Below are 21,606 nucleotides of genomic sequence, written 5' to 3' on the forward strand. Positions count from 1 at the left end.
GCTGGACGACCGGGCAGGCTGACAGATGCGACATAACGGGCCATTCGGGCCCGGCGCAGGGGAAGGAAGTCCCGGGCGATCAACGGTGTCGGCGACCGACCCTGGAACGCATGGGTCAGAAGACGATCGATGGGAACGAGGCCGCCACATCGGTGGCCTATCGGGCAAGTGAGGTGATCGCCATCTACCCGATCACCCCGGCGTCGGCGATGGGGGAACTCGCCGACGCCTGGGCGGCCAAGGGAATGGCGAACCTGTGGGGCGCGCTGCCCGAAGTGGTGCAGCTGCAGAGTGAGGGTGGCGCCGCCGGCGCCGTGCACGGGGCGTTGCAGGCCGGTGCGCTCTCGACGACGTTCACAGCCTCGCAGGGACTGCTGCTGATGCTGCCGAACATGTTCAAGATCGCCGGCGAGCTGACGCCGATGGTCCTGCACGTCGCCGCCCGCACCATCGCCACTCACGCGCTGTCCATCTTCGGTGATCACAGCGACGTGATGGCCGCCCGGTCGACCGGCTTCGCCATGCTGTCCTCGGCCTCCCCGCAGGAGGCCCATGACCTCGCCGCCGTGTCCCACGCGGCGACCCTGGAGTCCCGCGTCCCGTTCCTGCACTTCTTCGACGGTTTCCGCACGTCCCATGAGCTCAACGAAGTGGACGAGATCGACGACGCGACGCTGCTCTCGCTGCTGAGCGCCGAGCAGATCGAGGCGCACCGCGCCCGCGCGCTGTCCCCGGACCACCCGGTCATCCGCGGCACCACCCAGGACCCGGACACGTTCTTCCAGGCCCGCGAGGCCGCCAACGCCTACTACACGGCCGTCCCCGGCATCGTGCAGCGCGCGATGGACCAGTTCGCCGAGAAGACCGGCCGCCGCTACCGGATCTTCGAGTACCACGGCCACCCCGAGGCCGACCGGGTCATCGTGATCATGGGTTCGGGTCGTACCGCGGTGCGCGACGCGGTGGTCCGCCTGATCGCCCGCGGCGAGAAGGTCGGCTTCGTCCAGGTCCGCCTCTACCGGCCGTTCGACATCGCCGCGTTCCTGGCCTGCCTGCCCGCCACCGCGACGACCATCGCCGTGCTCGACCGCACCAAGGAGCCCGGTGCCGCCGGCGAGCCCCTGCGCCTGGATGTGCTCGCCGCCCTCGCCGAACGCCCGGAGAGCATGCCGCGGGTGATCGGCTGCCGCTACGGCCTGGCGTCCAAGGAGTTCACCCCGGCGATGGCCGCGGCCGTGTTCACCGAACTCGCCGCCGCCCGTCCCCGCCGCGAACTCACCGTCGGCATCACCGACGACCTCACCGGCCTGTCGCTGCCCGTGGACCCCGCGAGCATCACCGAGTTCGCCGAGGCGCCGGACGTCCGCCGGGCCGTCTTCTACGGTCTGGGCAGCGACGGCACCGTCGGTGCCACCCGTGCCAGCGCCAACATCGTCGCCAGCCGCACCGAGCTGCACAGCCAGGCCTACTTCGTGTTCGACTCGAAGAAGTCCGGTTCGATGACGGTCTCGCACCTGCGGCTGTCCCCGCGTCCGGTCGACGCCCCCTGGCTCATCCGCGACGCCGAGTACGTCGGCTGCCACCAGTTCTCCCTGCTCGAACGGGTCGACGTCCTGGCCGTGGCCGCCCCCGGCGCCACCGTCCTGATCAACAGCCCGTACGGTCCGGACGAGGTGTGGGAGCACCTGCCGGCGAACGCGCAGCGGCACCTGCTCGAGAAGCGGGCGCGGCTGTTCGTCGTCGACGCCGACCGCGTCTCACGCGACGCGGGCCTGCCCGGCATCGTCAGCCCCGTCCTGCAGACCTGCTACCTGAGCCTGTCCGGGCTGCTGCCCGCCGCGGCCGACACCAGCGGTTCCGAGATCGCTGTCGCCGCCGTCAAGGACGCGATCCGCATCGCCCAGGGCAAACGCGGCGAGAAGGTGCTGGCCCGTAACTACGCCGCCGTCGACGCCTCCCTCGGCGCGCTCGCCGAGGTCACCCTCGCCGGACGCGGCCTCGGCAGCGTCGCCGCCATCCGGGTCCTCGCCCCGGACGCCCCGGTGTTCGTCAAGGAGGTCACCGCCCGCATCATGGCCGGCGAGGGCGAACTGCTGCCGGTCAGCGCCCTGCCGGTCGATGGCACCTTCCCCGTCGGCACCGCCCGCTACGAGAAGCGCGGCATCGCCCACGAACTGCCCATCTGGGACGCGGACCTGTGCATCAACTGCGGCAAGTGCGCGCTGGTCTGCCCGCACGCCGCGATCCGGATGTCCGCGTTCGACCCGGAGCTGCTCGCCGACGCCCCCGCCACCTTCAAGACCCGCACCCCGAAGGAGAAGGACCTCGCCGGTCTGCGGGTCACCGTCCAGGTCTCCCCGGACGACTGCACCGGGTGCAGCCTGTGCGCCAAGGTCTGCCCCGCGGTCGACAGGACCAACAAGGAGCACCGCGCCCTCGACATGGTCGACGCCGCGCCGCGGATGGCCGAGGAACGCGTCGGCTGGGAGTTCCTGGAGACCCTGCCCGCCTTCGACCCGACCCTGGTCCCCGGCGACGACGTGCGCGGCTCCCAGCTGCGCCAGCCGCTGTTCGAGTTCTCCGGTGCCTGCTCGGGCTGCGGCGAGTCGCCCTACCTCAAACTGATGAGCCAGCTGTTCGGTGACCGCATCCTGATCGCCAACGCCACCGGATGCTCGTCCATCTTCGGCGGCAACCTGCCGACCACCCCGTGGACGGCGGACGCGGCCGGCCGCGGCCCCGCCTGGGCGAACTCACTGTTCGAGGACAACGCCGAGTTCGGCCTCGGCATGCGCCTGGCCCTGGACGCCCGCGCCCGCGAGGCCCGCCGCCTGCTGCGCATCGCCGCCCCCCTGGTCGGCGACAGCCTGGTGGACGAGCTGCTCGCCGCCGACCAGAGCAGCGACACCGGCATCGCCCACCAGCGCGCCCGGGTCGCCGAGCTGCGCCGACGCCTGGCCGCCCACCCCGAGCACGACCGTCGCCTCGACCCGCTCGTCGACAACCTCGTCGAGAAGGCCGTCTGGATCGTCGGTGGTGACGGCTGGGCCTACGACATCGGCTTCGGTGGCCTCGACCATGTGCTCGCCTCCGGACGCAACATCAACGTCCTGGTCCTGGACACCGAGGTGTACTCGAACACCGGCGGTCAGGCGTCCAAGTCGACCCCGCGCGGCGCCGTCGCGAAGTTCGCCGGCGGCGGCAAGCGCACCCGCAAGAAGGACCTCGGTCTGCTCGCCGCCGCCTACGGCGACGTGTACGTCGCGCAGGTCGCGCTGGGCTCCAACGACAAGCACACGGTGCGCGCCTTCAACGAGGCCGCGAGCTGGGACGGCCCGTCGCTGATCGTCGCCTACTCGCACTGCATCGCCCACGGCATCGACATGACCGACGGCCTGTCGCACCAGAAGGCCGCGGTGAAGTCCGGGTACTGGCCGCTCTACCGGGTCGACCCGCGTGAGGAGATCCCGTTCTCCCTGGACTCGCGCAAGCCGTCGATGGACTTCGCCGACTTCGCCGCCACCGAGACCCGGTTCACCCGGCTCGCCGCCGCCGCCCCCGAGGCGGCCGTTCAGCTCGCGGAACAGGCCCAGCGCGACATCCGCGAACGGTGGGCCGTCTACGAGCGTGAGGCCGCCGCGCCCCGCACGCCCGCCACGCCGGACTGACCCATCCGCCGTGGCGGGGCCGCACCGGGGCCGGCGGCGGGTGACTGCCGCCGGCACCGGTGCGAGGTTTTTCACCGATCACCTACCCGACATCTGCGTGTAGTACCTATGTATCGACCGTTGAGCGACAGCAACCTGTCACGAGGAGGATTCGGCGTTGACCAGTCTGGTTGGTTCCGAGTGGGGCCCGCTTGCCGCCCTGGCCGGCGAATGGGAAGGCGACCAGGGCATCGACATCGCCTTCGGTAACGTCGAAGGTTCGATGATCACCACCCCGTACCGGGAGAAGATCACCCTCAAGCCGTTCGGCCCGGTCGACAACGGCTCCCAGCACCTGTACGGCCTCGACTACCGCATGGCCGCCTGGCGCACCGCGGTGGAGGAGGAGAACCCCTTCCACACCGAGGTCGGCTACTGGCTGTGGGACGCCGAGCTCGGCCACGTCATGCGCTCGTTCATGGTCCCCCGCGGCCAGACCCTGATCGCCGGCGGCGAGACCACCGTCGACGCGACCAGCTACACGATGCGCGCCGAGCAGGGCTCCACCAGCTACGGCATCCTGTCCAACCCCTACCTGATCAAGGCGGCGAACACCACCCTCTACGAGGTGGCGATCACCCTCTACCCGGACGGCAGCTGGGGCTACGACGAGAAGACCGTCATCACCCACGGCCGGGTCACCGAACCCGTCATCCACACCGACCGCAACGTCCTGCGCCGCGCCGCCGACGCCTGAGCCGACCTGACGGCTGACACCCGTTCAGCCCCCGCTCAGCGCCCGTTCGACTCCCGCGCCTCGCTCGCCCCGGTCGCTTCCACCGCGTTCCGCGACCGGGGCGGGGCCATGCCCACCGGGGGCGACCGCCGGGATCAGCCCGTCGGGCCCAGCAGGCCGGCGGGGATCTCGGCGTGGAGGAGGCGGTGGGTGTCGACGTGGTCGGGGCCGGTGAGCAGCGCCGGGTCCTCGTCGGGCAGCAGGCTCGCGGCCATGGTGCGGCGCAGCGCCTCCTCGAGGGACTCGACGCTCTCGGCGAGTGGCAGCGCGAGCGCGGCTCCGTCCGCCGCCACCGCGGTGAGGCAGGCGACGATGCCCGGCACCGGGCGCATCGCCGGCCAGATGCGCCGGCGCCCACTGTCGGTGAACGCGTCGACCCAGCTCTGGTCGTGCGGCCCGGCGAACTCGGTGAACTGCACATACCGCGGCGGTCCCGCGACCTCAAGCCCACTGCCGCCGGCGGTGATCCGGTAGCGGCGGCCCGCCCCGATCCGCAGGCCCGCGCCGACCTCGACGGCCGCCGTGCTGCCCGCGCCGTCGCCGTCCCAGATAGTGATGAGCAGCCCGGGGACACCGGTCTCCCGGCTGGGCATTCCCATCGCGCGGCTGACCAGCGCGCCGGCGCTGCCCTGGACGGTGGCGAGCACCGCGTCGACCCAGGCGTCGTCGTGGGGCGGTGACGCTCCGCTGATCGGATGTACGACGATGTCCATCGGAGTCTCCCTGCGATCTGGTTGAGATGGTGACGGACTCGACGATGCCGCCGCGCGCGACCGCGGACCTCAGTGCCAGTACTGGTGTGGGTACTGGTTCGCGCGGACGATGATGGAACCGTGTCAGGCACGGATCGCCCCTTCGTCGGCCGGCAGGCGGAGCTCGCCGCGCTGCGCACCCGGTTGCGCGACGCGGCCCACGGCCATGGCGGCGTCGCGCTGATCAGTGGGCCCGCCGGCATCGGCAAGACCCGCCTGCTCGAGGAACTGCTGCGCGCATCGACGACGGCGTCCACGCCGGCGCCCATGCCGCTGCCGCTGCCGGTCGGCCGTGGCTACTGCCGGCCCGATCACGGCACCCCGCCGCTGTGGCCCTGGCAGCAGGCGCTGCGCTCCCTGGCCCGCGCCGGCGCCGGCCTGAGCGAGTCGCGGCGCGCCCTCGACGCCGTCGGCCAGGCGCACGTCCCGATCGACCCCCCGAACCTCGCCGCGGTCCGCTTCGCCGCCCTGGCGGACGCCGCGGACACCCTGCTGGCCGCGGCCAGCGCGACCACCGCGACCACGACAGCGGCGGCGTCCGGCGTTCCGTGGGTGCTCGTGCTCGAGGATGTGCACTGGGCTGACGCGAACACCCTGGAGCTGGTTCGTCAGGTCGCGGCCGGCCTCGCCGATGCCTGCCTGCTGCTGGTCCTCACCGCACGGGACCACCAGCCGGAGCGGGACTCGGCATGGTCGCGGCTGCACCGGGAACTGCCGCGACTGCCACGGGTGCACGTCACCCACCTGCCTCCGCTGCCCGACGTCGCCGTCGGCGAGTACCTGCGGGCCACCGGTACGCCGTCGGCCGGCCCCGACCTGGCCCGTCAGGTGGCCCGCCGCTGCGGCGGCCTGCCCCTGCTGCTCGACGTCGCCGCCACCGGGGCCGGCCGGCCGGTGCGGGTCGGTGACCTTGTCGACGTCCTGCTCGGTCAGGTGCCCGCCGACGCGCGTCCGGTGCTGCGGGCAGCGGGTCTGCTGCGTGGCCCGGTGGACGTCCCCCTGCTCGCCGCCGCCGCGGCCGTCGCCGAACCCGCCGCCGCGGCCGCGGTGGACGCCGCCCACCACACCGGCCTGATGATCGCTGACGTCGATGCCGATGCCGATGCCGACGTCGGCGCCGTGGGTGTGCCTCGGCGGTTCGTCTTCGCGCACGGCCTGCTCGCCGAGACCCTGGCCGCACACGACGGGGACGCGCTCAGCCGCACCATCCACCAGCGTGCCGCGACGGCGTTGGAGGCCCGTGCCGGCCTGCCCGGCGGCGAGTGTCCGCCGGGTGTCGCCGCGGACATCGCCGCGCACTGGAGCCGCGCCGGATGCCCCGACCAGACGGCCCGCTGGGCGCGGATCGCGGCCGCGCAGGCCCGTCAGGCGCTCGCCTTCGACGACGCGGTGGCACATCTGAGCGTCGCCGTGGCGGCGTCGCGGCTGGCCGGCGCCGAGCCGGGCGTGCTGGCCGAGGCGCTGCTCGAGCTGGCCCGCGCGCACTACCTCGCCGGCAACCTGACCGAGGCGTTGCGCCACTGCGCGCAGGCCGCCGCCGCCCAGCCCGCCTGCGTGGCCACCGCGGCACTGGTGGTCCGCTGGGTCACCTTCCCCGAGGCGGCGGATGTCGTCGCCGCCCTGTGCCGCCAGGCCCTGGCCACCGACCAGCCCGCCTCCATCCGCGCGCAGCTGCTCTCCCAGCTGGCCACCATCCGGGCCGAGGCCGGCGACGCGGACGAGGCCCGCCCCCTGGCCCGGGAGGCGATGACCCTCGCCGCCACCACCACCGCCGCCGCCGCCACCACCAGCGGCGGCGGCGGCCAGGCGTTGCTCGATGCCGCACGGGCCAGCGAGCTGCTGCTGACCGAGGCGGACGACGTCCACGAGCGGCTGCGCCTGGCCGACCTCGCGGCGCGGCAGGCGGCGACGCTCGGGCAGTCGCTGTCCGGGGTGCTGGCCGAGCAGTGGCGGCTGCGAGCCGCCTACCAGCTTGGCCAGCTTGACGTGGTGGACACGGCGATGACGGCGATCGCCCGCCTGACCGAACGCGGCGGGCTGCCGCTGGCCCGCTGGCATCTGCTGCGTGGTCAGGCCGCCCGGGCGGTCCTGGAGGGACGGTTCGCCGCCGGCCGGGCCCACGACGGCGCCGCCGGCCGGCTGGCCCGATCCTTCGGCGACCCCCTGTCGGTCGGGCTTGGCCACGCGTGGGCGCAGCACCTCGCGGGCCTGCGCGGCGACCCTGCGGACCTGCCCGCGGACCTGTGGAAAGATCTCCAGGACGCCCCGTCCAACACCCTGATGACCGCGTTCCGCGCCAACGCGCTGCTGCTGGCGGGTCATCCGCAGCAGGCCCGGGCCTGCTACGAGCGGCTGCGGCCGCAGTTGGACGACCCGGTCGTCGACGTGCGCTGGGCCGGGGTGCTGGTGCAGGCGATCGACCTGGTCGAGGCGTTCGGCGACGCCGCCACCGCCCGCCTGCTCGCCCGCCGGCTCGCACCGCTGGCACGTTATCCCGGCGCGCACGGCATCCCGACGGTGCTGTTCGTCGGTGCCATGGACGGCCCGTACGGACGGGCCCTCGCACACGCCGGCGACCTGCCCGCGGCGGAGGCGGCGCTGCGCCGGGCGATCGACGCCGACCGTGCGCTGGGTGCCCGCCCCTATGTCGTGCTTGGCCGGCTCGCGCTCGCCGACGTGCTGCGCCGCCGCGGGCGCCCCGACGCCGCCGTCCCGGTGGCGACCGCCGCGGCCACCGAAGCCCGCCGCCTCGACATGCCCGGCCCCGGGGCCCGCGCCGACCAGCTGCTCGCCGCGCTCCCACCCGCCGCCCGCGGCCGCGCCCACCCGCACGATGTGCTCACCGTTCGCGAACGGGAGGTGGCCTCCCTGGTCGTCCAGGCCCGGTCGAACCGGCAGATCGCCGAGACGCTGGTGCTCAGCGAACGGACGGTGGAAAGCCACGTCCGCAACATCCTGGCCAAACTCGGCTGCACCAACCGCACCCAGCTCGTCGCCCGCTGGCGCGCCGACAGCAGCTGACAGGTGACCTCGCGCTGTGCGCTCGAACCCGCCCGTGCGGCGCCACACCCACGGCGACGAGGACAGCAGGTGCGCGGAAACGGTTCCGCGGAACCGTCCCCGGGGGCGCGCTGGGGGGGAGCTACGGGCGGTAGGGCGGGGCCGAGGACGGCGGGATGGTGGCCAGGGCGGCGGAGATGTCGTGGGAGGGGGCGCCGTGGAGCAGGGCGACGTCCATGATGACATCGCAGCCGAGGGTGTGGTCGCGCCAGAAGCAGCGGTAGCGGCCGCGGGGGCGTCGGCGGGCCTGGCGTCCCTGGAGGGACCAGGTGGTTCCGGGGACGGTGGGCCAGACAGCGAGGACCTGGCGGCCACGGAGCGGGATCACGTCGGCGCGGGCGATGTGGCGCCAGCCGAGGTCGACCTGGTGGCCGCCGGCCTCGACGTGGATACCGTGCGGGCTGATCGACAGCGCGGGTCGGCGCAACCCGTACCGTAGCCGCCACCAGGCCATCGGCATGGCGATCAGGCTGGCGATCAGCACGATGCCGGCGCCGACGACCCGGTTGGCCACGGCCTGATCGTCGACGGTGCTCTGCTGGGCCTGCCGCATGCCCTCGGATGCGGCGGTGGCGATGGTCGACACCGCCCAGGCGGCCAGGCCCACACTCGTCACGGCCAGGATCAGGCCCACGATCAGGAACAGCTGCCAGCGGCCGGCGAACACCGCCGCCGGCGGCCGCGGCGGCGTCGGCTGCGGCGGTGGGGTTGGCCGCGGTGGTGGGGTGGGCCGGGGCGGCGGGGTCGGTCCGGGTGGCGGGGTTGGCCGCGGCGGGAAGGGGGGCGGTGTGGGAACGGGGTGGGCGTTGGCCTCGGCGGCGCGCTGGTCGAGCAGGCGGGTGACGCCGGCGGGCCAGCTGGGGCCGGCGAGGGGGACGTCGGTGGCGAGCCAGGCGAGCAGGGACTCGGGGGCGGGGCGGTCGGCGGCGTCCTTGGCCAGGCAGGACTGGACGAAACCGTGCAGGTCAGGGGGGACACCGGTGAGGTCGGGGTCGGCGTGCACGACGCGGTACAGGACACTCGCGGGGGAGCCGCGGCCGAACGGGCTGCGGGCGGTCGCGGCGAAGACCAGGACGGCGCCGAAGGCGAAGACGTCGCTGGCGGGGCTCGCCGGGTCGCCGCTGGCCTGCTCGGGCGACATGTACGCGGCGGTGCCGACGATGTCGCCGGAGCGGGTCAGTTCGGTGTGGTCGGCGGCGCGGGCGATCCCGAAGTCGATCAGGCGGGGGCCGTCCGCGGCGAGCAGGACGTTGCTCGGTTTGAGATCGCGGTGGACCAGGCCGGCGCGGTGGACGTTGATGAGCGCCTCGAGCAGGCCGGCGCCCAGACGGCGCAGTACCCGCGCCGAGAACGGGCCGCTGTGCGCCACGGCCTCGTGTAACGACGGTCCGGGGACGTACTGGGTGGCCAGCCACGGGGTGGGGCTGTCGGGGTCGGCGTCCACGACGGGGGCGGTGAACGCGCCGGAGACCAGCCGCGCCGCGGCGACCTCACGGCGGAAACGATCGCGGAAGACGTCGTCGGCGGCGAGTTCGGGCCGGATCAGTTTGACGGCGGTCAACCGCCCGGAGGCGGAGTGTGCCAGGTAGACCCGGCCCATACCGCCCTCGCCGAGGCGCGCCCGCAGGATGTACGGGCCTACCGCGCGCGGATCGCCCGGCTCAAGATCCCGCATGCCCGGCCGGACGATGGTCGACAGACATCATGCTCCGGGCGGGTAGGCGACGGTGGCAGCGGAGGATCTGCCGCAGACTAGTACAGAGTGCCACCGCGCGACGACCCAGGGGGGTGTGTGCGGCGGCCGGTTCGGCGTCGCCGGGGTTGGGGCCGGTTCAGTATCGCAGCAGCTGGAACAGGAGGCCGGCCAGTGCGGGGTAGGCGCGGGGCAGGGCACGGGCGGTGAGGTCGGCGATCCGCGCGTCCAGGCCGATGAGGACGCGGGGATGGTCGGCCTCGACACCGCGGACGATGGCCTGGGCGGCCTGGCGGGGGGACAGCCGCAGCAGGTGGTCGTTGTAGAAGCGGATGCGCGCCTCGTACTCGTCGGTGATCGGCTCGCCGCGTCCGCGGGCCTCGGCCAGGGCGGCGCTGGCGATGTTGGTGCGGACCCCGCCGGGGTGCACGAGGGTGACCCGCACCGGATGGCCGGCCTGCAGCATCTCCAGTCGCAGGGTCTCGGTGAAGCCGCGGACGGCGAACTTCGACGTGCAGTACGGGGCGAGTTCGGGCTGGGCGAGCAGACCGTTGAGGCTGGAGATGTTGATGACGTGGCCGTCGCCGGAGGCGACCAGATGCGGCAGGAACGCGCGGGTGCCGTGCAGGACGCCCCACAGGTTCACCGCCAGCACCCGGTCGTAGATCTCCCAGTCGGCGTCCAGGATGGTGGCGCCGCCACCGGCGATGCCGGCGTTGTTGTAGAGCTGGTGGACCTGACCGAAGTGGGCGTGGACGTCGGCGGCGTGGGCCCGCACGGCGGCGCGGTCGGCGACGTCCACCCGGCTGGTGTGCACCTCGGCGCCGATGGCCCGGGCCAGCGCGGCGGTGTCGGCCAGACCCCGCTCGTCGACGTCGGACAGGGCCAGCCGGCCGCCGCGGCGGGCGACGTCGAGGGCGAGCGCACGGCCGATCCCGCCGGCCGCCCCGGTGATGACGACGACCTTGTCCCGAACGGTGCTCATGGCGGGATTCCTCTCAGCCGCCCAGCAGTCTGGGGCGTCCGGACACCGGCCGTCCAGTACGGGCGGATCACGGTTTAACGGGTGGTGGGTCCGGGCGATGTTCTGGGGTATGACAGCACCGACGCCACCAACGCCAGAACCCGCGCTGCCAGAGGGACCGGAGATCGCGAGGCTCGCTGATGGGACCCCGTCGGAGCGTAGCGTGCGGGTCGCCCGGGCCGCAGGGTTGTCACCGGAGGCGGTGGCCGACCCGGGCGCGCTGCCCGCGGCGGCACGCAGCGCCATCCCCCTGCAACAGGACGGCGGCGCCGAGCACGGCGACAGCGTTCTGACGGTCGCGATCGCCTTCGTGGCCAATCTGGTGATCGCGATCGCGAAGTCGGGGGCGGCACTGCTCACCGGGTCGGCGTCGATGGTCGCCGAGGCGGCGCACTCGTGGGCCGACACCGGCAACGAGGTCTTCCTGGTGGTGGCGCAGCGGCGGTCGCGGCGTCCACCGGAGCCGGGCCATCCGCTCGGGTTCGGCCGGGAGGCGTACATCTGGTCGCTGTTCGCGGCGATGGGCCTGTTCGTGGCGGGCGGTGCGGTGTCGATCACCCACGGGGTGCAGGAACTGTTCGCCGAGAAGGGCGAGGGTGGTGACTACCTGATCGGCTACATCGTGCTGGCGGTGTCGTTCGTGCTGGAGGGCACCTCGTTCCTGCAGTCGGCCCGGCAGGCCCGCAAGGAGGCCGCGTCGATGGACCGTGACCTCATCGAACACGTCCTGGACACCTCCGATCCGACCCTGCGGGCCGTGTTCGCCGAGGACTCCGCGGCGCTGGTGGGCATCGTGATCGCCGCCCTGGGGCTCGCGCTGCACCAGATCACCGGTGAGGCGGCGTTCGACGCGATCGGATCGATCCTGGTCGGGGTGCTGCTGGGGCTGGTCGCGCTCGTGCTGATCGGACGCAACCGGCAGTTCCTCATCGGCCAGGAGGCCGACCCGCGGGTGCGTTCGGCGACGATTCGGGCCCTGCTGGCGCTGCCCGAGGTCGATCGGGTCACCAAGCTGCGGGTCGAGGTGGTCGGTCCGCGGATGGTCACCGTCGTCGGTGACGTCGACATCGTCGGGGACGAGAGCGAGTCGCGGGTCGCGGTCCGGCTGCGCGCGGTCGAGGCGAAACTGATGGCCTCGCCGGCGGTCGTGCACGCGGTGCTGAGCCTGTCCGCTCCCGACGAGGTGTCGATCGAGCCGTCCGGTGAACCGGAGACGTCGCAGCCGGTGTGAGCCGGGCACGGAGGGGACGGCGACCAGCCCATCATGTTCGAACATGTGTTTGGTACGATGGTTCTCGTGGGAGTCGCACCGTTCCAGTCCTCGCTGCTTGACGGCGCCGCGGAGGTGTCGCTGCGGCCGCTGGGGGCCGCCGTGCGCCGGCACCCGTTGTCCCACGGCGCGTGGGTGGATGTGCGCCGCGGCTGGGTCGAAGGTGCCGATCTGCTGTTCACCCGGTTGGAGGCCGAGGTGCCCTGGCGGGCGGAGCAGCGCCCGATGTACGACCGGGTGGTCGCCGTGCCACGCCTGTTGGCCTGGTACGGCGAGGGAGCGGGCCTGCCCGATCCGGTGCTCGCGCAGGCCCGCGGAGCTCTCGGGGAGCACTACCGCGAGGAGCTCGCGGAGCCGTTCGTCACCGCCGGGCTCTGCCTCTACCGCGACGGGCAGGACAGCGTGGCCTGGCACGGTGACCGCATCGGCCGGGGCGCGCGGGTCGACACGATGGTCGCGATCGTGGTGCTGGGCAATCCACGTCCGTTGCTGCTGCGCCCGCGTGGCGGCGGGCCCGCCCTGCGCTACGAACTCGGCCACGGCGATCTGCTCGTCATGGGCGGCAGCTGCCAGCGCACCTGGGATCACGCGGTCCCCAAGACCACCCGCCCGATCGGCCCCCGGGTCAGTGTCCAGTTCCGCCCGCGGGATGTCCGATGACCAGCCCTTCGCCGCTGCCTCGACGCCGTGGTGAGCCGCCGGCTCGAAGCCGAAACGGCCGTGGTACGCCGGGGCGGCGGGGGAGTCAGGCGGCGTAGGGCTCGATCTCGCGGGCGTCGCGCAGGGCACGACCCCACCAGGCGAGCTGGTCGAGCAGGGCGCGGGCGGCGACGGCGACCTGCGGGTCGGCCGCGACCCGGCCACCCGCGGCGAAGTCCGCGGCCTGGACGCCGTGCAGACTCACACCGTCGCGGACACCGACGGAGTGCAGCTCGGCGAACACGCCACGCAGGTGTTCGACGGCGCGCAGGCCACCGCTCATCCCACCGTAGGACACGAAACCGACGGGCTTGGCGAACCACTCGCGTCGATACGAGTCGAGGATGTGCTTGAGCGCGGCCGGATAGGAGTGGTTGTACTCGGGCGTGATCACGATGAAGGCGTCCGCCGCGGCGAGGCGCTCGCCGAGGTCGGCTCGGGCGACGGCGACGCCGGGATCCGCCGGGTCGGCGCCCGGGTGGTCCAGGGGTGTCGAGGCCGGGTCGACCAGGGTGAGGCGCAGGTCGTCGCGTCCCGCCGCCTGGTCGGTGAACCAGGCGCCCACGGTCGGCGCGAGCCGTCCCGGCCGGACACTGCTGAGCAGAACGGCGACCTCCAGCGTGCGGGAGCGCCCCGCCAGCCGGGACACGTCCGGGGTCGGGGCTGCGCTCGGGGGCGTGGTCGGTGCGGTGAGCTGTGCCAACGCGGGCTCCTACGAGATGATCGGGGCGAACTCCCAGGCGGAGTCCGGCGTTGGACCGAGCATCGGAGATGAAGTCAACTTCATGTCAAGCGACGTGTAACCCGGCGCGGTTACGATGCCGCCAGGCTGGGCCGGGAGGAGGCACGGTGGTCGGACGGGGTGGAATCCTGCTGTCGGCCAGCGCCGCGGGTGGCGGCGCCGTGGTCGGCGCGGGAGTGGGACTGTGGCGGCTCGCACTGGTGCAGGGCACAGCGGCGGATCGCAAGGTCAGACCGCTGACCACGCCCGCCCCGCCGGTGCGTGAGTTCTACGGCAATCCGACGGATGCGCCGTTCGTGCTGGCCATGGTCGGTGACTCCAGCGCCCAGGGCACGGGCGTGCACCACTACGACGACACCCTCGGCGGCTGGCTCGCGAGCAGCCTCGCGGCGACCGGTCGGCATGTGCGGGTCGTGAGCACCGCCGTCGACGGTGCGCGGGCCGAACATCTGGACGCACAGATCGCCGGGATCGCCCGGGCCACGTCCGCACCGCCCGACCTGGTCGTGATCTCCATCGGCGTGAACGACATCCGGGCCCGCACGCCCGCCGCGACGGCCGCCCGCCAGCTGGGTGCGGCCGTCGCCGAGCTGCGCCGCGGCGGGTCCACGGTGCTCGTGGGCACCACACCGGATCTCAGTGTCATCGCGGCGGTGCGGGCCCCGCTGCGGCAGGTGGTGTGGCTGCTGAGCTGGCAGCTGGAACGCGCGCAGACCCCGGCGGTGCGCGCGGCGGGTGGCACCCCGGTGCGGATGCGCACGTCCATCTCGCAGGCGTTCGCCGCCGATCCGGCCCTGTTCGCCGCGGACGGCCTGCATGCCTCGTCCTACGGCAACGCCTGTATCGGTGCCGCGATGTTCGACACCTACCAGCGTGAACTGGCCGCCCGGGCGGAGCAGATCGCCGCTCAGGCCGATCCGGCGGTCCACGGTGGCCCGGCGGCCCAGCCCGACCAGCCCGACCTCGCCGACCTCGGTGGGCTGGCGGTCCACGGTGGGCTGGCCGTCTCGACGGAGCTGGCCGTCCACCAGGGGAGCGGGCGGGCCGTGCGCCGTCAGCGGGCCGGCCAGGCCAAGGGAGCCGAGGGAGCCGTCCAGGACGGGCAGGACGGGCAGGACGGGCAGGACGGGCAGGACGGGCAGGACGACGGTGAGCAGATGCGGGGCGGGGCCGGTCAGGGGGCGAGGTCGGCGAGGCAGATCCGGATGAGGTGGCGGGGTTGGACGTCAGGACCCGCGACAACCGGCGATGTGGACTGGCTCATGCGCACCCCGGACTGGCGACATCCCGACGGATGATGCGTGCCGACCGGACGTCTCGCGTGGACGTCGGCGAGGACCGCGCGGGCCGGACCGGGGCCGGCGCGGATCGTTTCGACGGGCGATGCCCGCGGCAACTGAGCCCGCAGTGAACCATGGCCGTCCGCCGGGACGCGTGCGAGATTCCGTTACCTCGAGGTAAACCCTCAGAGGGGGAGCGCGAGGACGATCACGTTGTCGCGGTAGCTGTGGGTCGTCCGGTTGAACGAGCCGCCGCAGGTGATCAGAGCGAGGCGGGGCGGTCCGTCGGTGCGGAACACCCCGGTGTCGGCCAGTGACGTCTTCGCCACGTGCCGGCGGGTGACGACCTGGTAGCGATGGGTCGTGCCATCGGCGCTGGTCACGGTCACCACACTGGACGTCGGGAGTTCCGCCAGGGAGAACAGTGCGCCGGGCCGTCCGTCGTAGTCGACATGCCCGGCCAGCACGACCGTTCCGGTGGCGCTGCCCGGGGCGGCGCCACCCGCCCACCAGCCGACGATCGCCGGATCACGCGGCACGTCGAGGGCACCGCCGCTGTCGACGAGACTTGTCACCACAGGTGCGGCGATGTGCTCGTCCGCGATGGCCACCGCCGTCGGTCGACGTTCCGCGTTCAGCGCGGCCTGGTCGGCGGCGGCGGCGGGGGCCTGGCTGGGGCCGGGGGTGGGACCGCTGGTCTGGCCGGCCGCCGTGGCCCCCGGGGACACGGATGTCCCCGGGGACCCGGTAGCCGATGTGCCGGCGTCGAACGAGCCGACGTCCGCGGGTGGCCGGGAGGTCATCCAACCGGCCAGCCCCGTGACTCCCACGACACCTGAGAGCACCGCCGTGGCGATCACCATGTGCCGTCCGACGCGTAGCAACCGGACCCGCATGCTCCGATGCGGACGCCGGTGCGCGCCCGCCTGGGACGTCTGCGGCTCCCGGTCGGACTCCGCGTGGCCGGTGTGGTTCTCGTCGTCGGACTCCACGGCGGTTTCCCCGCCCGTTCCCCGATGTCCGCCCTCGGGCCGCTCGGGGTGTTCGGGCCGCTCGGGGTGTCCTGGGATGTCTGCTCGCTCCGCGCCTGGCATCATCCCCGGCGGCGGGCCAAGGACGTCCGACGACGCTGCAGACCGAGCAGCGCGCCCGCGGTTCCGAGGGAGATACCCAACGCGCTCAGCGGGATGATCGGGAACCGGTCACCGGCCACGAGCAAACCACTGTTACCGGCGTTCACCGCGGTCGGCACGCCCACGGCGGGCGCAGCGCCGAGCGAGGCCGGCTGCGGGCTTCCCGCACCCGGCGCAGCCGGCGCACCCGCACCGGGAGCACCCGCACCGGGAGTGCCGCCACCTGGGGCGCCGCCACCGGGAGTGCCCCCACCGGGAACGCCGCCACCTGGGACGCCGCCACCGGGAACGCCCCCACCGGGAACGCCGCCACCCGGAGTGCCGCCACCTGGGGCGCCGCCACCGGGAGTGCCCCCACCGGGAACGCCGCCACCTGGGACGCCCCCACCGGGAGTGCCGCCACCTGGGACGCCACCGCCCGGGGTGCCCCCGCCGGGAACGCCGCCACCCGGAGTGGGAGTGCCAGTGCCGGGAACGCCGCCACCGGGAACGCCACCACCGGGCGTGCTACCGCCGGGAACGCCGCCACCCGGTGTGTTGGTACCGCCGGGAACGCCGCCACCTGGGACGCCGCCACCGGTGGTGCCCCCGCCGGGAACGCCGCCGACACAGGTCGGGTTGTCCTTGGTGGGGATGTTGTCCTTGCACTCGGTGGGCGCCGGCGCGGGAACGCCGCCGACGCAGGTCTCACCGTCCTTGATGGGAACACCGTCCTTGCACGGGACCGGCCCGGGTCCCGGAATGACGATGGGGCCGACGATCGGCCACGGGATGATGATCGGGCCGACGATCGGGCCGGTCCCCACGATCGGGGCCGGCGTCGGGCAGGGCTGGCCGTCCTTGTCAGGCTGGCCGTCCTTGATGGGCTGGCCGTCCTTACAGGGCAGGGCCACCGAACCGTCGGCGATGGCGGCACTGGCACTGGGTGTGCTGGTGGCTTCGGGGGTGGTGCCGATCCGAGGCCGTCCCGCCTCGTCGACAGCCGAAGCGATAATGCCTCGGATCACATCCTGTTGTTCGGGGGTTATGGTCGCTGTGGCTGCTGCAGCAATGCCCGAGGATGTGGGCGCGACACCAACATCCTGTCCCGGTACGGACGCTGACGCCATGCCGGCCATGCCCAGTGACAGGGCCACCGTTGCCGTCGCCGCGCCGATCGTTCGGGCGCCCGCTTTCGGGAGAGAGCGCGTAGTCCGTTGCATTTTCGTAGGAGCTCCCGGCACGTTATCCAGATAGCTGGTCGTTCGCACCATACAGCGGGCCCCGGGAAGTCAAGATAGTCGCGACCGGGACCTCTTCCCATGATTGTTGCCCCGCACACATATGGCCGGTTGCCACGAGAGTGCCGGCGACATGGGCAACGATGTCACAAGCAGCCGGACAGTCCCGCAGCTCCGCGCCCTGCAAGCGGCCTGAACTGGCACTTTCTGGCGAGATGCGGCGGGTCGGGTGGGCCGATACGGCGCCGCGGGCGGACTCCCTCACCGCAGATTTCGACCACGCCACCCATGGTGGGGGGTCGGGGACGGATATCAGCGCAGGTCAGGAGTCGTAGGGCCGGACCGACCTGGTCCATTCGGCTCGGAAAGACAGACTGAGTTTCGATTAACCAATCGCCGGACGGTGCCGCGCACCCATTGCCGGCCCGCCGGACGTCGGCCACCGAGCGCCGCCAGCCGCGGACAAGGCGCCGGTGGAACACCCCCGGAAAATGAGTAGCCTGTTCGCGCCGAATCTATGAGGACGATGGCGCGCGCAGCCGGCCGTGCGCCGTCGCACGCGCGACGTCGCCGGGACATTCAGGCATTGCCCGCACAGGGCTTGGATACCGAAAATGGCACTCCCAGGTGGCCGCCCGGTTCGTCCGACGGCCATTCGGCCGCGAGGGGGGCTGGCACCTCCGGGCCTGGTGGGGTGCCCGCCGGCGTAACCACGTCAGAGGATCCCCGCCCGCGGCGCCACCAGCGGCGCGACCCGCGGCCCCGCGATCTATGCCGACCGGATGCCGAGGTCTCCGTCCGGCCAGCCGTTGCGACCGGGCGGCCCGCCCGGCTTGGACGGCCCGCCCGGCTTGGCTCGCCCGCCCTGTTCGGACGGCCCCACCTGCTTGGACGGCCTCGCCTGGCTGGATGTCCCCACCGCGGCTGGCCCGGCCGGTGTGGACGGCGCGGCCTGGACGGCGGGTTCGGGCGTCGACCGGGGTGTGCTCGCGCGGGTGCTCGGCGCCCGCGCGGAGCCGAGGGTCGATTCGGTCGCGCGTCCAGGCTCGGCGGTGTGGAACGTGCCATAGCCACCGTCGTGGTAGACGAGGGGCGCGACCGGGCGCTCGAGCTGACTGTCGAGGACCTCGGCGATCACCAGCCAGTGGTCACCGGCGGAGATCCGCTCCCGGATGCGGCAACGCAGCCAGACGGCGGCGTCCGACAGCAGCGGTTCGCCGGTCTCAAGGCGTCGCCACCGGGTGGGCGGGGCGAAACGGTCGGCGCCGGGTTCGGCGAAGCGCATCGCGAGTTCCCGCGTGTCATGGCCGAGCAGGTGCACCACGAGTGTCTGCGCGGCCAGCAGCGCCGGGACCAGCGACGAGGTGGTCGCCAGCGCCAACGACACCAGCGGCGGACGATGCGAGAGCGAGGTCACCGACGTCGCGGTGAACCCGACCGGTTCGTCGCGCCGGGTGAAGGTCACCACCGCCACACCCGCCGCGTGCCGGCGAAACGCCTGCCGCAGCCCCTCGCTCGACGCCGCCGTCCGATCCGGGCGAGCGGCCAGCACCGAAGCCGAAGCCGGGGCCGAAGCCGGGTCCTGAGTCGAAGTCCGAGCCAGGGCCGGGGCTGTGACCTGGGCCGGGGCCGCTGCCGGGGCCTGGCCCGACGGGGGCGCCGATGCCGATGCCCGGGGTATGGGCGGCGGGACGGACCTGTGCTTCGCCATGGCACCACCCTCCTGCACCGACGGGCCTGTGTACACCAAGCCGTCACCGTCGCGATCTGGATCGCGGCTCGCCGGGGCATATACCCCGCTTGGGCGGCGCACACGTCGGAGGATGGGTGCATTGCGGTGACATCTCTGAAATGAGGGGGGCAGGGCGAGTCATGCCGACACCGATCGACCGTGGCGCCAGCCAGGAGCGCAGCCTTGCCGGCCGCTACCGACTCGGGCGCATCCTCGGCCGCGGTGGCGGCGGGATCGTCCGTGAGGGCGAGGACATGCTGCTGCGCCGACAGGTGGCGATCAAGGAGCTGCGTCGCCCGCCGGCCGCCTCGGAGGCCGAGGGAGAGGTGTTCGCCCAGCGGGTGCTGCGCGAGGCCCGCGCCGCCGCCCGGCTGCGCCATCCGGGCCTGGTCACCGTCTACGACGTTCTGCACGCCGACGATCGCACCTGGATCGTGATGGAGTACGTCGACGGGGCGTCGCTGTCGGACCTGATCCGTGAGCGTGGCCGGCTGCCGGCGCTGGAGGTCGCGCGGATCGGGATCAGCCTCGCCTACGCGCTGGAGGCCGCGCACCGCTCCGGGGTGGTCCACCGCGATGTGAAACCCGGCAACGTCCTGGTCACCTCGGACGGCCACGCCCGCCTCACCGACTTCGGCATCGCCGTCACCGAAGGTGATCCGACCCTGACCGCGACCGGGATGCTCGTCGGTTCACCCGCCTACATCGCCCCCGAACGGGCCCGCGGCGCCCGGGTCGGTATCGCCGCCGACGTCTGGGGTCTGGGGGCCACGCTGTTCACCGCCGCGGAGGGCGTCCCGCCGTTCGACGGTGAGGGTCCGCTCGGTGTTCTCGCCGCCGTCGTCGCCGACCGGCGCCGTCCCTTCCGCCACAGTGGCCCGTTGCGGGGTGTCGTCACCGAGCTGCTCTCCGCGAATCCCGCGCACCGCCCGTCCCTGGCCGAGGCCCGCGGCCGGCTGCGCGAGGTCGCCGAACGTCTCGCCGACGTCCAGACCAGCCGCACCCTGCTCGACATCCTCCCGCCCGATCGGATCGGCCCCCCACCCGAACCCGACACCCCCCCGCCGGACGAGGCCAGCTCCCCACCCCTGGCCACGCCCAGCCTCCCTTCGCCGGACGAGGCCGCCCCCACCGCACCGGCCGAGCCCAGCTCCCCGTCCCCGGAGGACCCCGGCCCCCCTTCGCCGGACGAGCCCAGCCCCGCCTCCTCGCCCAGGCCCGGCACCCCACAGGTGGACGAGGACGCCTCGACCCCGCCCGATCCGACCAGCGCCTCGCTGGAGTTGGTCCCCGTCCAGGCGGACAGCGCGCCGCCACCGCCACCAACGTCAACGCCGCCACCAATGTCAACGCCGCCACCAACGCCAACGCCGCCACCAACGCCAACGCCGCCACCAATGTCAACGCCGCCACCAACGCCAACGCTGACACCGGCGCCGACCAGCCAGCTCACGGCCAACGTCGACTCGCCCGCCACCGACGCCGCACCCGTGGTGCCCACGGCGCGGCCCGAGCCCACCGTGGCAGCCGCGGTCCCGGCTGGTACCGCCGTCCCAGCTGGCGCCGGGGTCCCCTCCGAGCAGGCGCCGGATGCTGGCCCGGTCGGGGGAGGGCGGGCGCGGCACCGGGGGTGGTGGGTGCTGGCGGGTGTGTCCCTCGCGGTGCTCGTCGTCGCGGGCATCCTGTTGGGGTTGCTGTTCACCGGGGGTGACGATCCGACCCGGGGGCAGCTCGCCGCGCCGGGCCGTTCCGGCACCGTGATCGGGGCGGCCGGGGCGCCGACGCCGACGGGCACCGCCAGCGCACCCGCCTCCCACACCGGACCCGCCGCACCCGCCGGGTCCGGCGCGACCTCCCCGGGACGCGGCGGCGCGACGCCCACCGCCGCGGGTGCCTCGCCGTCCGCGGGGCGAACCGGCGCGAACGCCACCGACGACCCGGGCGGCGCCGATGACGACGGCGGTGGCTCCGCCAGCCTCGATGATCTGGGCCTTCTCGTTCCGAGCTCCACCAGGCCCGCGACCGTCCCGGCCGGCTACACCGCGCATCGGGACGGTCTCGGCTGGTCGGTCGCGCTGCCCTCGGGCTGGCGGACCTCGGGTGGCGGTGTGAGGTTCACCGCTACCGCCCCCTCGGGCTATCCGGACCTGCTCGTCGAGACCCAGACCAGGGCCGGACCCTCGTCCATCGGTGCCTGGCGTGACCTCGAACCCGCCGTGCGCACGACGACCTCCGGCTACCGGCGCCTGGCGATCGACCCGGCCGACGGCGGCACCGGCGCCACGTCCGCTGCCTGGGAGTTCACCTTCACCTCGGGTGGACGCACGATCCACGTCCTCGATCTCGGTGTGGTCCGTAACGGGCATGGCTACGCGCTGCGGTGGCGGGTGCCCGAGGATCAGTGGGCGGCCAGCGCCGCCCAGTTCCGCACCATCGTCGCATCGTTTCGACCAGGGTCCTGACCGCGACCGACAGGTCGACGCGGGGCACGGGAGCGGCCGCGGGACGCGGGGTCGGACCGGTGATCACGGCGCGTGCGGCGAGCGGCGGCCAGAATG

General features: G+C 73.5%; 14 protein-coding genes. 7 read left to right on the top strand and 7 right to left on the bottom strand.

Translation table 11 applies throughout. From position 1 onward, the window contains the following. Window positions 1-110 precede the first annotated feature (110 nt). Window positions 111-3,668, top strand: a complete 3,558-nt coding sequence (gene nifJ, locus MXD59_RS13235; RefSeq protein WP_248824955.1) for a pyruvate:ferredoxin (flavodoxin) oxidoreductase — start codon at window positions 111-113, stop codon at window positions 3,666-3,668. A 157-nt stretch (window positions 3,669-3,825) separates the two neighbouring features. Then, window positions 3,826-4,404, top strand: a complete 579-nt coding sequence (locus MXD59_RS13240) for a heme-binding beta-barrel domain-containing protein (RefSeq protein ID WP_248824958.1) — start codon at window positions 3,826-3,828, stop codon at window positions 4,402-4,404. A gap of 134 nt (window positions 4,405-4,538) precedes the next feature. Here the strand turns inward: MXD59_RS13240 and MXD59_RS13245 are convergent, their stop codons facing one another. Beyond that, window positions 4,539-5,156 (bottom strand): hypothetical protein, encoded by a 618-nt coding sequence (locus MXD59_RS13245; RefSeq protein WP_248824960.1) that lies wholly within the window; start codon window positions 5,154-5,156, stop codon window positions 4,539-4,541. Between the two features lie 120 nt (window positions 5,157-5,276). Between MXD59_RS13245 and MXD59_RS13250 the strand changes: the two genes are divergently transcribed. After that, window positions 5,277-8,216 (top strand): ATP-binding protein, encoded by a 2,940-nt coding sequence (locus MXD59_RS13250; protein WP_248824962.1) that lies wholly within the window; start codon window positions 5,277-5,279, stop codon window positions 8,214-8,216. Window positions 8,217-8,337: 121 nt separating this feature from the next. Here the strand turns inward: MXD59_RS13250 and MXD59_RS13255 are convergent, their stop codons facing one another. Continuing rightward, on the bottom strand, window positions 8,338-9,930 hold the full coding sequence (locus MXD59_RS13255) for a serine/threonine-protein kinase (RefSeq protein ID WP_248824964.1): 1,593 nt from the start codon (window positions 9,928-9,930) through the stop codon (window positions 8,338-8,340). A 157-nt stretch (window positions 9,931-10,087) separates the two neighbouring features. Continuing rightward, on the bottom strand, window positions 10,088-10,933 hold the full coding sequence (locus MXD59_RS13260) for an SDR family NAD(P)-dependent oxidoreductase (protein WP_248824966.1): 846 nt from the start codon (window positions 10,931-10,933) through the stop codon (window positions 10,088-10,090). Window positions 10,934-11,135: 202 nt separating this feature from the next. On the opposite strand from MXD59_RS13260, the gene MXD59_RS13265 reads away from it, so the two are divergent. Both MXD59_RS13265 and MXD59_RS13270 read left to right on the top strand, forming a co-directional pair. Beyond that, window positions 11,136-12,203: a cation diffusion facilitator family transporter gene (locus tag MXD59_RS13265; protein WP_248824968.1), complete on the top strand. Its 1,068-nt coding sequence runs from the start codon at window positions 11,136-11,138 to the stop codon at window positions 12,201-12,203. 66 nt (window positions 12,204-12,269) lie between these two features. Further along, on the top strand, window positions 12,270-12,902 hold the full coding sequence (locus tag MXD59_RS13270; protein WP_248824977.1) for an alpha-ketoglutarate-dependent dioxygenase AlkB: 633 nt from the start codon (window positions 12,270-12,272) through the stop codon (window positions 12,900-12,902). Window positions 12,903-12,987: 85 nt separating this feature from the next. On the opposite strand, the gene MXD59_RS13275 is transcribed toward MXD59_RS13270, so the two are convergent. Then, window positions 12,988-13,644 (bottom strand): NADPH-dependent FMN reductase, encoded by a 657-nt coding sequence (locus tag MXD59_RS13275; RefSeq protein WP_248824979.1) that lies wholly within the window; start codon window positions 13,642-13,644, stop codon window positions 12,988-12,990. Between the two features lie 146 nt (window positions 13,645-13,790). On the opposite strand from MXD59_RS13275, the gene MXD59_RS13280 reads away from it, so the two are divergent. Beyond that, the gene (locus MXD59_RS13280) at window positions 13,791-14,981 is read left to right on the top strand and encodes an SGNH/GDSL hydrolase family protein (RefSeq protein WP_248824981.1); all 1,191 of its coding nucleotides are present in this window, start codon (window positions 13,791-13,793) and stop codon (window positions 14,979-14,981) included. 167 nt (window positions 14,982-15,148) lie between these two features. On the opposite strand, the gene MXD59_RS13285 is transcribed toward MXD59_RS13280, so the two are convergent. The 3 genes from MXD59_RS13285 to MXD59_RS13295 form a co-directional block, all read right to left on the bottom strand. Then, the gene (locus MXD59_RS13285; RefSeq protein ID WP_248824983.1) at window positions 15,149-15,955 is read right to left on the bottom strand and encodes a class F sortase; all 807 of its coding nucleotides are present in this window, start codon (window positions 15,953-15,955) and stop codon (window positions 15,149-15,151) included. Between the two features lie 101 nt (window positions 15,956-16,056). Next, window positions 16,057-17,103: a hypothetical protein gene (locus tag MXD59_RS26425; RefSeq protein ID WP_308301700.1), complete on the bottom strand. Its 1,047-nt coding sequence runs from the start codon at window positions 17,101-17,103 to the stop codon at window positions 16,057-16,059. Window positions 17,104-18,085: 982 nt separating this feature from the next. Beyond that, entirely contained in the window at window positions 18,086-18,784 is a 699-nt protein-coding gene (locus MXD59_RS13295) for a flavin reductase family protein (RefSeq protein ID WP_372512058.1), read from the bottom strand. A gap of 404 nt (window positions 18,785-19,188) precedes the next feature. On the opposite strand from MXD59_RS13295, the gene MXD59_RS13300 reads away from it, so the two are divergent. Beyond that, on the top strand, window positions 19,189-21,510 hold the full coding sequence (locus tag MXD59_RS13300; protein WP_248824986.1) for a serine/threonine-protein kinase: 2,322 nt from the start codon (window positions 19,189-19,191) through the stop codon (window positions 21,508-21,510). Window positions 21,511-21,606: the final 96 nt, after the last annotated feature.

Origin of the sequence: Frankia umida, from assembly GCF_023242945.1 — a bacterium.
Classification (GTDB): Bacteria; Actinomycetota; Actinomycetes; order Frankiales; family Frankiaceae; genus Frankia; species Frankia umida.